The following is a 13,359-nucleotide window of genomic DNA, read 5'->3' as shown; positions in this document are numbered from 1 at the left end:
ATTGAAAATACGCTCAGTCAGCTTGGTCCGGAAGTCCACTGTGGCTGCGCAAGGTCCTGAACTGGCTGAGTGATACGCTCGAACAATCTTTCAAGCGGCTTCAGATCACCAAAATAACCAGCCTGATTCGCTTCCACCCACTCTTTCAGGTTAATGCCTTCCCAACAAATCTCATAGCCGGCATTTAAGGCCAGAATTTCAAAGAAAATGCGCTGAACTCTGCCATTTCCCTCACGGAAGGGATGGATCACATTCAGTTCACAGTAATAGTGAGCTGTCCGGCGAATAAAATCATCGAAATTCAGATGGCAAAGATAATCTTCTTCCGCCAAGGCATCAAAAAGACGTTCAGCTTCTCTTGCAATGTTGTTCGCGTGACAAAACCGCGTTTGTCCTTTCGTGATGTCTACACGGCGAATCTGTCCCGCCCATGCATAAAGATCCTGAAAAAGGATGAAGTGAATTTTTTTCAGGTAGGACAGTTGGAAACAGCCGAATTCAGGCTCAAAATGTTCTGCACGCACACGGGTAAAATCGCGCTCCGCACGCGCCAGTTCATCTTCATCTTCTATATTCAGCAAATTAATCAGCACAACAGAATCAGGATAACAATCCGGATCCTGCTGAACGCCATACTTATCTCGCATAGGCTTTTTTCAGCTTCGCGATCAACGCTTCTTCAGTCAGCGTAACCTCTGATGCTTGTTCTGTCACAGACAGCGCATCCAACTCAAACCCCTCTAACTTTAAACTGGCCCGGTAGTTGCGCCTGCGCATTGCCCTGAATCGCTCCGCTTTTACTTTTGTCGTCAACATACAGTGCTTAAGGTGTCTTTCAGTGAGTATTACAGCCCATGAAAAAAACGCCAGTCTGACTGGCGTTCGTATCAATGCAGGTTCATGGGAGTCCGGATTACACTTCAGAACGCTGAACAGATTTCAGAGCAGATTCCTGAGCGCCTTTCCTGATGGCTTTTTCCAGGTAGTCCGCAAATTGATGACCATAATGAGCCAGCATTTGCGGGAACATGGAAATTGGCGTCATTCCGGGAAAAGTATTGATTTCATTGAGCAGAATTTCATTCTCTTCACTCAGGAAGAAGTCAATTCGGGACAAGTCTTCCAACTTCAGATGCACAAATGCTTTTCGGGCATAGGCTCTGATTAACTCAACCTGTTCTTCACTGATATTCGTCGCTTCAACCACAGTCGTTGAATGGCTGTCTGCACTGTATTTTTCTTCATAAGTGTAAAACTTCCCATCCGGACAAGTCACTTCCCCCGGCTTGGTTATGATCAGCTCATCACCATACTGATATGCAGCAACTTCAAGCTCCCGGGGACGAATTGTTTTTTCAACCAGAACCTGATCAGAGAAGGTGAATGCATTTTTGATCGCTTCTCTCAAACTGGCTTGATCTGTCGCGCGGTAGCAGCCGACAGATGACCCCTGACAAGCGGCTTTCACAAACACACTTCCCCAGCGCTCAAGTGCTTCTGCCGCACTTTGGAACGCTTCTTCTGTCTGTTCACTCAGGAAGACATATGGCGTGTTCGGGATGCCAAGCGCATCGAACCATAATTTTGAGGTAATCTTGTTAAAACAGTTGGTACTTGCCTGTGGGCCACACCCGAAATACGGCAGACCAACCAGCTCTAGTAAAGACTGAAGGTCACCGGTTTCGCCCGGATACCCATGCACACAGGGAATCACATAATCCACAGGCAGCTTTTCGCCAGAATCCGATTGAATGCTGCGATCAAGGTTCAATTGCCAGCGTTGGTTATCTTTGTCAAACCATCCGTCAGACTTCATTTCAATGCGTATATAGCGAATGCCATCAATCGACTGGAGGTTCTGTTCAATAAAGTTAGCCGAAACTAAAGACACTTCGTGTTCGGCACTACCGCCACCACAAAGTAATAAAACATGAATTGGATTCATCTTGATCCCTTTTCAATCGCTGCCTGCCGGCACATGAGGAACCGCCAGACGATCAATTTATTATTGCCGTTGAAACCAGACTTCACAGACACTGATTTCACAAAAAACTTCAACAGCATTCAGGGCATCAACTATTGCATCTTATCCATCAGGCATCAAGCGATCGGCAGGATTCCTCTGCGCGAAAAGGGCTAAAGATACAAAAAATAAGCTCCTCGTGTGGAGGAGCTCTGGATTGTCAATTTTCAGTGAACTTTTGTCAGCTTAGGTTCCGGAGACTGATGGATTTTTGCCAGACTTCGAACAAATGGACCGAAAGACTGAATATCGCCTGGCAGTTGCTGAATGGCTGCTTGCGCTTCCTCTACGGTTTTAAAATGACCGTACAGCAAGGTATACCAAGGTTTCTCACGATAAGTTTTCTGGTTGATCCACACAGGCTGCTGACCTGGTAGTTTAGCCACATAAGGTGCAAAACCACTGTTCTGACTTAACCCCAGCACCTGAACAGTGAAACCCGTCTCAGGCGCGGCAGCAAATTCATAATTGGCCTGAGAAGCCTTGCTGCTGTCCACCAGGGTTACAGTCGCTGCCGGAGCCGCTGTTGCCGCTTCGGTCATTGTTTCATTTTGAGCTTTTGTGTCATTACTGACAGCAGGCATAGTCTGAGCCGTCATCGCAGCAGGTTCGGCCATCGGCGCGATTTCTTGCTCCATTGGCACTACCTCATCGTTCAAGGCGATATCACCTGAAGTCAGTGGTTCAATCGGACCATTCATCTGCTCCACAGCCACGGGTTCAGCATTTACTGGCTGCTGTGCCAATGCAGCCTGTTCCTGTTCTTCCAGCGTCGGTACCACAGTGCCATTGATAGTTTGACGTTCATTGTCTAGCGCACAGCCTGCTAAAGCTGAAGTAATAGCAACCATTAAGGCAATTTTTTTCATTATCATCGTGCCTGATTTATTGTCTTGAAAAGATTCTGCACCCCGACCTGATACCAATCAAGCCCGCTCCGCACAGGGAGCTGTATTATTGGCGTTATATCACAGGTTCAAAGCTCCCTAAATAATAGGTTGATTTTTTATTGAATTTCCACCTTTTCATAAATATGTACAAACAAAAAATGACAAAGACGTTTCACAACTCACGCATCAGCCACAGACAATGTTAACCAGATTCCATTACACTCACAGCAGCGGATCATCTGCCAGCCGTTATTGAACGCATATTTGTCTGTACCGACGGATTCACAGCTTTTGGCAACCGGAGAGAATTTTTTGCAATGAAAGGACTTGAATCTCTGCTGAAACCACGTTCAGTTGCCGTCATCGGCGCTTCTGACAACCCGAAACGTGCCGGGTATGTCGTGATCAAAAACCTGTTGTCCGGTAATTTTCATGGTCCCATCATGCCCGTCACACCCAAATATGACGCGGTCGCGGGCGTGCTTGCTTATCCGGACATTGATAGCCTGCCTCGGGTGCCGGACCTTGCCATCCTTTGCACCCAGGGTCACCGTAACGTTGACATCATCGAGCAATTGGGCCGAAAAGGTGTGAAAATGGCCGTCGTGCTGGCCGCAGGGATGAACGTTGACTTAAATGGTGACGGTGTCACGGAAGATGTCCGGATGCATGAGGTTGCGAAAGAATACGGTATGCGCCTGATCGGTCCGAACAGTATGGGGATGATCCTGCCCTGGCACAACCTGAATGCTTCGTTCTCTCCCATCGCCGCAAACAAAGGAAACATCGCTTTTATTTCTCAGTCGGCCGCTGTCTGCACCACCATTCTGGACTGGGCCAAAAATAAGAATATCGGATTTTCTACTTTTATCTCGCTAGGCGATACCTGTGATATCAGCTTCGCTGAACTGCTGGATACCCTTTGTCGAGACAGCAAAACACAAGCAATTTTGTTGTATATCGATTCCATTCGGGATGCCCGCCGGTTTATGTCGGCGGCACGGGCGGCGGCAAGGAATCGGCGGATCCTGGTCCTGAAAAGCGGCAGAACCAAAATCGGCAGCGCTGCGGCACACCTTCACACCGGAGGTGAAATTGGCCTGGATGCCGTATATGACGCTGCGATAAAACGTTCCGGGATGCTTCGGGTTCACAATACACACGACTTGTTCGCTGCAGTCGAAACGCTGGCCCATGCTGTCCCATTACGGGGGGAGCGCCTGGCAATCCTGACCAATGGCGGCGGTCCGGCTATTATGGCTGTGGATGCGCTGACAGAGCGAGGCGGTAAGCTGGCAACCCTGAGTCCGGAAACCATCGATAAACTTTCTGCAGTTCTGCCTGCCAGCTGGTCACAGTCGAACCCGATCGATATCGTTGGCGATGCCGACATCATGCGTTACGAAGCCGCAACACGCATTTTGCTCGATAGTGATGACTTTGATGCGTTGCTAATCATGCATTCCCCTTCAGCCATTGCTCCGAGTAAAGAAACGGCTGAGCACATGATCAGAGTGCTGCGGCAACACCCGCGTACAGCACACTTCAATATTCTCAGTAACTGGGCGGGCGAAACACAGGCTCAGAAAGCCCGTCAAGTCTTTACGCAGGCAGGATTTCCGGCCTACCGAACGCCGGAAAGTGCAGTGACCGCTTTCATGCATTTGGTGGAGTACCGCCGGAACCAGAAACAGCTGATGGAAACGCCATCCTCATTCGGTGAGACACAAAGCAATCCGGGCCATGTTCACCAGTTACTTGACCAACTGCTCGAAGAGAAGATTGATCATCTGGAAACCCATGAAGTCAGACCGCTTCTGGAAAGTTATGGTTTTCATACCCTGCCGACCTGGATTGCCTCAGATCCGGCAGAAGCGGCACACATAGCGGAGCAGATTGGTTACCCGGTTGCAGTCAAACTGCGCTCCCCGGATATCCGCCACAAATCAGAAGTACATGGGGTCATGCTGCACCTGAGAACTGCGGCAGAAGTCGCCAATGCATCACAGGCCATTCTTGATCGGGTTTCGCTCAACTATCCGATAGCGCGGATAGAAGGGTTACTGGTCCAGCGCATGGCCAATCGTGCCGGCGCCCAGGAGCTTCGTATTGCCGTTCATCCCGATCCGATATTCGGCCCCGTCATTATGATTGGCGATGAAGCAGCGGAATGGGACATTCATCGCGATGCAGCCGTCGCGATTCCCCCGCTCAATATGGCGCTTGCAAGATATCTGGTCATCAATGCGCTGAAAACAGGCAAAATCAAACAACGCAGCCTGCCTGACCGGCTGGATATCCCTGCACTGTGTAAACTGCTGGTGAAGCTCTCGCAATTAATTATCGATTGCCCGGAAATTACGGAGCTCGATATCCACCCGCTGCTGGCTGCTGGAGAAGACATGACCGTCATTGATGCGTCAATGACGATCCGGCCGTTTACCGGAGATACTCAGGAGCGGCTGGCGATCCGGCCCTACCCGAAAGAGCTGGAGATGTTCACAGCTCTGAAAGATCAAACCCCCGTCTTGCTGCGCCCAATCCGGCCGGAAGATGAACCCGGCCATAAAGCCTTTATTGCCAGGGTCTCTCATGATGACTTATACAACCGCTTCTTCTCGGAAGTGGGTGAATTTAATCATGAAGCTTTAGCCAATCTGACTCAGATTGACTACGACCGCGAGATGGCTTTCATTGCCGTGAGTCTTGACCCTGACTCTCATGAGGAGCAGGAAATACTCGGGGTCAGCCGGGCGGTATCCGATCCCAGCAATGAAGAAGCTGAATTTGCCGTACTGATTCGTTCCGATTTGAAAGGACAAGGTTTAGGCAGCATTTTGCTCAATACCATTATTCAATACTGCAAACAAAGAGGGACTCTGCGAATGACCGGAATCACCATGCCGACAAATCATGGCATGCTGGCGCTGGCCAGAAAAAGTGGATTCCAGGTTGAGATTCATTTTGAAGATAAAACAGCCGAGCTGTTGTTGCCGCTGCAACCAGAAAATTTGAATGCCGCCAGCGACTGAAGACAGTGCTGACCTGAACTTCAGGTCAGCCTTTTACAGATATGATCAATTCAGGTTCTTTTTCCACAATTGCTCAAGCTGCTGAATTGCCCAGGTTTTCGCTTTCCCCATCCGGCTGCGGTTCCAGGCAAGCACCAGTTCGAACTCCCGGACAGGATTATCACCAATGGTCACCAACGTTCCGGCTGCCAGATCTTCCTGAATAAAGCAGGCCGGTATCGTCGCAATACCCAGCCCGGCACGAAGCGCATTGAGCTTATCGTACATGCTGGATACCGTCAGCAGTGGCTGTTCTTCGAGAATATTGTGTGTAATCGGCGGTAAATTTCTGGCGGTGTCTGCGACAGCGATACCGCGATACTGCTGGCGGACCACAGGATCCAGCGGATCCTTGTGCTGATGAATCGGATGCTCAGGGTGAGCAACCCAGACAATATCCATCTTGCCTAACGGCTGAATTTTCACTTCCGGCGGAGCAACACTTGGCGGTGGCGCGATCAGAATGTCAGCCCTGTCCTGTGCCAGCGCTTCCCAGCAACCAGCCAGAATTTCCTCCCGAAACTTCAGACGGGTTTTACTTTTCTTCGCCAGACCTTCTACAAGCGGGAACATCAGATCCAGACGCACCAGACCATCATAGGCAATTGTCAGCTCAAGTTCCCAGCCATGTGCCAATGCTGTCGCGTCCGATACCATTTCATCCGCTGCAGAAAGCAGTAACCGGCCTCTTTCCAGTAATAGCCGTCCCGCTTTAGTGAACACAGCTTTATGGCCCGAGCGATCAAAGATCACCAGATCCAAATCCTGTTCCAGCTTTTGAACCTGATAACTGAGTGAGGACGGCGCACGGCCCAGTTCTTCAGAGGCCGCAGCAAAGCTGCCGCGACGTTCAATGGCATCCAGAACCATTAATGCTTCAAATGATAATAACCGGCTCAATTTGTTTTCCCTGTGCCATGACAGCTTTGAATTACAGGCTGTTGTAACACACTCGCCAGAAAATACCTATCAGCTCATTTCTTTAATGCATGGATTTCAAAGGTTGCATCAATTGTCGGCGTTTCTTCAGCATCAACCCAAAAGCGATGAGCACATAGAATACTGCCAGCCCCCATAACTGAAGCCACCAGCCACTGATCTGCTCAAAACTGGCACCCATTTGATTTAACCGCAAAAATCCATTGATTGCTGGCGTCGCCGGAACCAACTGAACCAGCCAGTGCACGGGAGCCGGCAGTGCAGAAACAGGCCAGACAAACCCCATGGAGAAAACGAGCGGCAGAGAACTCAATACCACCACAACAGTGACCAATTCTTTCCGCGGTAATAGTTCACCAACCACAACGCCAAAAGCTGCAACTGAAATCAGAAACGGCAAAGTCATGGCAACCATATCCCCTATGGATGCCAGGCGGCTAATGCCATAGGTGTCAAAACTCAGACCAAAATAATAGGCGCACAGCGGAATATAGATGAGGGAAAATAACGTCACACGGACAAATAGAATTTTCCAGGCTGGGAGCGAGTCCCAGTAGCCGTGCTCACCGCGTGTCCTTGCTTCATTCTGCGTCGCACTGACCAGTCCGGAGCCAATGATCAGAGTCTGATGCAGAATGAATACGAATACTGCGGGAACAATATAGTTGATGTACCCCATCGTCGGGTTAAATACAGGCTGCATGCTCAGCTTCACGGAGGAATATTGTTCTGCTGCCAGAGCAATACTGTCCCCCTCGACAACCATGCGGGCAACTTTCGCTTTGGCGCTCAGAGTGCCTGTCGCGGTTGCTAAACCTTCAACGACTGTTCCATAGACTAAGAAGAGTGCCGCATCGCCGGAGAAAGAAACAGTCGGACTGCTTCCCAGCATAAGGTCACGTTGAAAATGTTCCGGAATCAACAATATTCCCTTCACGTCCCGATTCAGCAGCCAACGCTTTGCTTCCTCAAGGCCCGATGCAGTTCTCATCACCTGCACTTGTGGTGTGGCGTCTACCATCCGTACCAATTTACGGCTGATTGCGCTGTTATCGAGGTTCACGACTGCGATTTGCTGCTCTCGCGGCAATTGTTTGGCATAAGGCAGCGGATAAAGCAGCGAATAAATCAGTACGCCTCCGAAAACAGTGAAGATGATCGCCGGGTTCGTAAAAATCGCCTTGAGTTCAAGTCGTAAGATGTGACGCCAGCTCATGCCCTTGCCTCCAGTTGGCCTTTACGCCAGGACAACATACGCAATACCGCCAGTCCAAAAGCCAGAATGAATGTGGTTAAAATCAGAAGCTGTGGCATCGCCTGCTGAAGGCCCGTGCCATAATCGACCTGCTGAACCTGAATCTCAATGTAATGACTGACAGGCAGCAATGCTCGCCAGGCGGCAGCAATCGTCTGCATGTCTGTCGCCGGAAAAGTAATCCCCATAAAAGCAAAAGCCGGCGCCGTAAAACCGGCAACAAAGCTCATCGCCCGGGTCACATCCATTGCCACAAAAAAGAATAACGTTGCCATGCTCAGACAGGCAATGACCATGAACGCCTGTGCCAGCAGCAAGATGCTCCAGCTGCCATGCATCGGCCAGCCAATCAGCACATACAGCCCCCAGAGAAATAGCATGCCCTGAGCCATGAAAACCAGCCCATAAGGTAACAATTTACCCAGCAAAAGCGTGACTGGCTTTTGAGCCAGCCAGGGCAGCAATCCCTGGCGACGTTGTTCAACCGCCAGCGCCATCACCGTTGTCGCGATGATAAAAATCTGCCACAGCGCCGGAATGATTCCGGATACCAGAAACTGACCATAGTGCGAGTTACTGTTAAACAACGGGATGATCTGATTACGAACCGGCAATGCCTGTCCCAGAGCCTGAACCGGTACCGTTGTCCCGCCAGCCATTTTCTTCATTGTATCAATGCCAGCGGTATAAGTTGCCTGAGCCGAAACAAAAGCACTGTTCACCAGTTTGGCAATGAGAATAAATTGAGCGTTATTAAACACAGTTACGGACGGTGAAGCACCGCGGAGTGTGTCTTTTTCCATTGATTCAGGGATCACCGCCAGCGCATAGATATCACCGTTGCGCAGCATAGCTGAGCCTTCTTCCACACTGGCAAACTGCTTTGTAACAGCCAACGTCGGACTGGCGTCGTAATAACGCACCAGTCCGCGAGACAGACGGCTTTGATCCAGATCCACCACACCAACCGGCAGATCTCTGGCAATCCCCTGAGAAAAGATCCACCAAACCAGCACAGACAAGCATACCGGCAAAACAAACAACATTGTTTTCAGCCAGGGCTCCTGCTGAATGATGCGGCATTCTCTTTTAAAAGCAGTCAGCAACATATCAGTCTACCAGTACGCTCATACCGACACGCAAACCATCCACAGGCTGGATTGGTCTGGCTTCAACTTCAAATGTACGCATATCAAATCCCTGCCGGGCATCTGTGGTCCGCCAGGTTGCAAAATCACCCATTACAGATAAATGCGTCACCTGAAACTCGTACCGGCTCTCACCCAGTGCCGGAATGCGGACTTCAAACGTTTTACCCTTGGCAAAATCTTTCAGACGGTCTTCACGCACATGGAATACAGCCCATGCATCATCCAGATCGACGATATTCACAACCGGGAAACCCTGCGGAGCGAGTTCGCCGTCATGTAGTAAGATCTGGCTGACTTCCCCATTATGCCAGCTTGAAATCTTGGTATCGGCTGCATAGGCTTCCACTTCTGCAACAGCACCTGCGGCCATACGTTCCTGTTCCTGAGCTGCCCGCTTGGTTTCTTCCCGGGCACCTTCTTTCGCCATTTGATACATCTGATAAGCCGCCTGTTCGGTATAACGGGCAGCCTGCCATTGTGTATAGGCTTCATCACGTTTCTGCTCGGCAACAACCCCGTCACGATACAGATTATTCACACGACGATAAGTCTTCTCGCTGAGTGCTGAGGCTGCTTTCGCTTTCTGCCACTGATCCTGAGCTGCCGCAACTTCCTGTGCACGAGCGCCATTCTCTGCCTGCTCAGCCATAGCACCTGCCGCTTGCTGGCTGGCTTTCGCCTGTTCCAGTTTTGCATCAATTTCCGGGCTGAGAATGGTAAAGATCAGCTGACCTTCACTCACTTTATCGCCTTTACGCACCAGAACCTGATCAATTCTGCCGGCGACTTTTGATGAAATATTGTACTGCTGGGCCTCTATTTGTCCCTGCAGACGTTCAGGTTGCGGCTGATAAGCGTCCCAAAAGCGGTAACCCAACCAACCTGTCAGTGCTACAGCGGGCAGAACCACTGCAAGAGTTTTCAACTTGCTCATCTCAGTTAACCTTTAATCCTTTGTAATTTTCATATTCGTCGAAGGTATTGATACCGCCGCTGACGGCCAGAAGTCGTGATAACGCTGTGACATAATGATAAGCCGCGGACAAACGCTGGGTTTTCACACTTGCCAGATACAGTTCAGCATCAACGACATCCAGAGACGTTGACAGTCCCTGACTGAAGGCTTTTTCACGTAAGAAGACACTTTCTTCTGCCAGTGCAACACTTGAAGCCAGACCTTCATATTCCTCAAGCGCCTGTGATGCCTCGCGATAGGTTTTCTCCACCAGCACTGTTAAGTCCTGCTCTGCCTGGGCTCTCAGGTAATTGACCTGAGTCATCGCACTGTGAGCGGCTTTCACTTTGTCTGACCGGCCCGACGAGTCCAGCAACGGAATACTCACACCAACACCAATGGCCCAGTCAGGTGCGGTTTTGGCGGCAAGCGTATCTTCTTCATAAAGGTTGTAATTACCGTAAACAAAAACTTCCGGATAATACTTTCCTTTCTCGGCATCCAATGCCCCGTTAGCCTGACGCTTCTTGGCATCCAGGATATGCAGCCCCGGATAATCACTCAGTGTTTGATTCAGGAAGGTCATCATGTCCGGTAAACTTTCATTCACAAATAATGCAGTGGTGGGCGTTGCCGGGGTCTGCAATTTCAGCATCTTGGTTAAAGCAACCTGCGCAATTTCCAGATTCCGTTGTGCTTTCAGACGTTCTACACGGGCTTTGTCATAAGAAGACTGAGCCTGAAGACGTTCAACTTTCGCAATCTGACCTTGTGCTTCCATTTTCAGCGCATTTTTGTAATGTCTTTCAAGCCCTTTTTCCGCTTCCTGCCGTGTTTCCATCACTTGCTGAGCGAGTACCACGCCAAAGTAATAGTTCGATAAATCTTCAAACTTGGCATGCTCTTTCATTTCGAGCATGTACTTCGCTTCCTGCGTCTTTCCTTTGGCAATGTCCTGAGCAGCCATAATCCGTCCGCCAAGAAATACTGGCCAGACCGCACGGACAGAGCTGGTCAGAATGTCTCTATTCGTTACGCGGGATGTGAACAATTCATCAAGCTGTGCCGATGACAAGCCCAGTTTCTGTTGCAGAAGCATGCTTGCCACCTGACTTTTGCCTGCAGGCGTACTGGCAATGATATCGGAAGGAGCAATCTCAACCGGAGCATCCAGGTAGGTATAATTCGCCGAAACCGTGACTCGTGGTAATGACAATGCACGAGACGCTTCCTGCAAATGTTCAGCTTTTTCAACATTACTCTTTTCAGCTGCCAGTTCATCGTTATGGTTTCGTACGAGCTGCCAGGCATCATCAAAACTCACGGTAGCGGCTTGTGCCTGAAAACACAGAGCACTGATCAGTAACGCAAGGGAAAAGGGTTTAGCCTTGGGCGGGCTGACTATCATTTTTTTATCCTTCATACCTCAAGAACGGCAGCTTTCATTTTAGAGTTATTACTCTATAACACAAGCGTCACACACATATTTCTTTCACGTGATGTCACAACATACTGTTTTTAAAGAATATCAAACGAAAAAGCCCTCACAAGAGGGCTTTCATCAATCATTGAAAAAATGATTACATAAACCATTTCCACCAGATAAAGGCGACAAGAAAACCATACAAATAAACCAGCCCCGCCCAGGAGAGATATTTCATCCCCAGACTTAACTTCATTTCTGCAGGTAAAGAGGCACCGGTCAGCAAACGATAGTTCAGGTACGCAAATACAGGCGTCGTCATAAACGCCAGCACCATCGCAAAGTTCATCATGGGCATAAGTGCTGAAGTAAAGAACAGAATAATGGCCATTGCCAGCACGCTCACGATGATCATCCAGCCATTAATGTAACGATTTTGTGCCAAAGGCTTTTTCTGAATCAGCAGCTGAGCTTCCGCCAGAGCCCGTGAATAACCGTCAATCACAGTAATCGTGCTGCCGAAAATACAGAAGAACGCAATAACCGCAATCAGATAACGGGACCACTCACCGATGGTAGACGCATACATGCTGACCAGCTGATGCGAGAAGCCAATACCTGATGCTTTCAGCTCCGTGCCTGAGCCATAGAGCACCAGCGCACCCAGTGAAAGGAATACAATTGCCAGAATCGCAGTGCCAATGTAGCCCACGTTGAAATCAAACAATGCCGAACGCGTCGTGACTGTCTGTTCTTGACGCTGACTCTTCAGCCAGAGTGAAGTCAAACAGGAAATCTCTATAGGTGCCGGCATCCAGCCCATCATGACGACAATGAATCCAAAAGACGCTAGCGTCCAGGCTGACGGGCCCTCATAGTCGGCAGGCGCAACGCTGCCATTCCCGGCCGCAATCACCACAGCGGAAATGGTCGCAATCACCAGAACTGACATGATCACTTTCGATAAGCCATCCAGCGCCTTATAGTGCCCAGCCATCAGAATGATCAGACAAGCGGCCAGTACCATCGCAGATAAAACAGACAAAGGCAGCTCGCCCGGCATGAAGTAGCCCAGCAGACTGGCGCTGAACAGGAGCAACGCCGCAGTATTGACGATACTTGAAATCAGGTTGAGGACGAAGAAAACCAGCAGGTAACCACGTCCCATATCATCATATCCTTCCACAAGGCTTTTACCGGTTCCCATGGTGTATTGAATGCCGGCTCGGAAGAAAGGATATTTAAAAAGATTAACGAGCAGAATGATTGCAGCCAGTTGCCAGCCGTATATCGCACCGGCTTTGGTTGATGCTACCAGGTGAGAACCACCGACGGCTGCTGAAGCCATCATGATTCCGGGACCCAAAGATCGAATCAGTTGCTTGATGCCATTGCCCGGACGGGCCTGTGGCGGGTTTGATGTTGTGTCTGACATTCAAATACGTCCTTTGTAGTTTTTTATAGTAATGAACTTATTTGTCGCAGGTTTAAATTATTTATGCAATCCCCGCACCCGGCCTCAATCAATACGATTCACTAACCATAAACAACATAAAGCACATAATTCTGGTTTGAGATCAGTATGCATCAGTTCCTACCGAAGAAAGCCGTAAAAAAACGATAAAAAATATCGGTGTAAATGATTGATTGCA

Annotated in this window: 11 protein-coding genes; 1 reads left to right on the top strand and 10 read right to left on the bottom strand. The window is 49.5% G+C overall.

The features are described from left to right. Positions 1-17: 17 nt before the first annotated feature. The 4 genes from L4174_RS18815 to L4174_RS18800 all read right to left on the bottom strand — a co-directional run bounded on the left by L4174_RS18815 (position 18) and on the right by L4174_RS18800 (position 2,892). Positions 18-647, bottom strand: coding sequence for a putative adenosine monophosphate-protein transferase Fic (locus L4174_RS18815; RefSeq protein ID WP_248142383.1), 630 nt, complete (start codon positions 645-647; stop codon positions 18-20). Beyond that, positions 637-816 (bottom strand): YhfG family protein, encoded by a 180-nt coding sequence (locus L4174_RS18810; RefSeq protein ID WP_248142384.1) that lies wholly within the window; start codon positions 814-816, stop codon positions 637-639. Before L4174_RS18810 ends, L4174_RS18815 begins: the two co-directional genes overlap by 11 nt. A 97-nt stretch (positions 817-913) precedes the next feature. Then, positions 914-1,945, bottom strand: a complete 1,032-nt coding sequence (locus tag L4174_RS18805; protein WP_248142385.1) for a D-alanine--D-alanine ligase — start codon at positions 1,943-1,945, stop codon at positions 914-916. Between the two features lie 245 nt (positions 1,946-2,190). Further along, entirely contained in the window at positions 2,191-2,892 is a 702-nt protein-coding gene (locus tag L4174_RS18800; protein ID WP_248142386.1) for an SPOR domain-containing protein, read from the bottom strand. Between the two features lie 338 nt (positions 2,893-3,230). Between L4174_RS18800 and L4174_RS18795 the strand changes: the two genes are divergently transcribed. Continuing rightward, entirely contained in the window at positions 3,231-5,945 is a 2,715-nt protein-coding gene (locus L4174_RS18795) for a bifunctional acetate--CoA ligase family protein/GNAT family N-acetyltransferase (protein WP_248142387.1), read from the top strand. Positions 5,946-5,990: 45 nt separating this feature from the next. On the opposite strand, the gene L4174_RS18790 is transcribed toward L4174_RS18795, so the two are convergent. The 6 genes from L4174_RS18790 to L4174_RS18765 all read right to left on the bottom strand — a co-directional run bounded on the left by L4174_RS18790 (position 5,991) and on the right by L4174_RS18765 (position 13,142). Next, positions 5,991-6,884 (bottom strand): LysR family transcriptional regulator, encoded by an 894-nt coding sequence (locus tag L4174_RS18790; protein WP_305885165.1) that lies wholly within the window; start codon positions 6,882-6,884, stop codon positions 5,991-5,993. 82 nt (positions 6,885-6,966) lie between these two features. Next, the gene (locus L4174_RS18785) at positions 6,967-8,139 is read right to left on the bottom strand and encodes an ABC transporter permease (RefSeq protein ID WP_248142388.1); all 1,173 of its coding nucleotides are present in this window, start codon (positions 8,137-8,139) and stop codon (positions 6,967-6,969) included. Beyond that, positions 8,136-9,284, bottom strand: coding sequence for an ABC transporter permease (locus tag L4174_RS18780; RefSeq protein ID WP_371929441.1), 1,149 nt, complete (start codon positions 9,282-9,284; stop codon positions 8,136-8,138). The genes L4174_RS18785 and L4174_RS18780 overlap by 4 nt, the downstream gene beginning before the upstream one ends. A gap of 4 nt (positions 9,285-9,288) precedes the next feature. Further along, complete coding sequence (locus tag L4174_RS18775) at positions 9,289-10,263, bottom strand: HlyD family secretion protein (RefSeq protein WP_248142390.1); 975 nt, start codon at positions 10,261-10,263, stop codon at positions 9,289-9,291. Position 10,264: 1 nt separating this feature from the next. Next, complete coding sequence (locus tag L4174_RS18770; protein WP_248142391.1) at positions 10,265-11,692, bottom strand: TolC family protein; 1,428 nt, start codon at positions 11,690-11,692, stop codon at positions 10,265-10,267. Positions 11,693-11,864: 172 nt separating this feature from the next. Then, positions 11,865-13,142 carry an NRAMP family divalent metal transporter gene (locus tag L4174_RS18765; protein WP_248142392.1) on the bottom strand — a complete coding sequence of 426 codons (1,278 nt, stop codon included), beginning with the start codon at positions 13,140-13,142 and terminating at the stop codon, positions 11,865-11,867. Between the last annotated feature and the right edge of the window lie 217 nt (positions 13,143-13,359).

Source organism: Photobacterium sp. CCB-ST2H9, from assembly GCF_023151555.2.
GTDB lineage: Bacteria > Pseudomonadota > Gammaproteobacteria > Enterobacterales > Vibrionaceae > Photobacterium.
This window is presented reverse-complemented; position numbering and strand designations above follow the sequence as displayed.

What these genes read in the sequence shown, in the direction of transcription:
- L4174_RS18815 (WP_248142383.1), bottom strand. Translation starts at nt 647, where the DNA reads ATGCGAGATAAGTATGGCGTTCAGCAGGATCCGGATTGTTATCCTGAT.
- L4174_RS18795 (WP_248142387.1), top strand. Translation starts at nt 3,231, where the DNA reads ATGAAAGGACTTGAATCTCTGCTGAAACCACGTTCAGTTGCCGTCATC.
- L4174_RS18805 (WP_248142385.1), bottom strand. Translation starts at nt 1,945, where the DNA reads ATGAATCCAATTCATGTTTTATTACTTTGTGGTGGCGGTAGTGCCGAA.
- L4174_RS18800 (WP_248142386.1), bottom strand. Translation starts at nt 2,892, where the DNA reads ATGAAAAAAATTGCCTTAATGGTTGCTATTACTTCAGCTTTAGCAGGC.
- L4174_RS18765 (WP_248142392.1), bottom strand. Translation starts at nt 13,142, where the DNA reads ATGTCAGACACAACATCAAACCCGCCACAGGCCCGTCCGGGCAATGGC.
- L4174_RS18775 (WP_248142390.1), bottom strand. Translation starts at nt 10,263, where the DNA reads ATGAGCAAGTTGAAAACTCTTGCAGTGGTTCTGCCCGCTGTAGCACTG.
- L4174_RS18785 (WP_248142388.1), bottom strand. Translation starts at nt 8,139, where the DNA reads ATGAGCTGGCGTCACATCTTACGACTTGAACTCAAGGCGATTTTTACG.
- L4174_RS18770 (WP_248142391.1), bottom strand. Translation starts at nt 11,692, where the DNA reads ATGATAGTCAGCCCGCCCAAGGCTAAACCCTTTTCCCTTGCGTTACTG.
- L4174_RS18810 (WP_248142384.1), bottom strand. Translation starts at nt 816, where the DNA reads ATGTTGACGACAAAAGTAAAAGCGGAGCGATTCAGGGCAATGCGCAGG.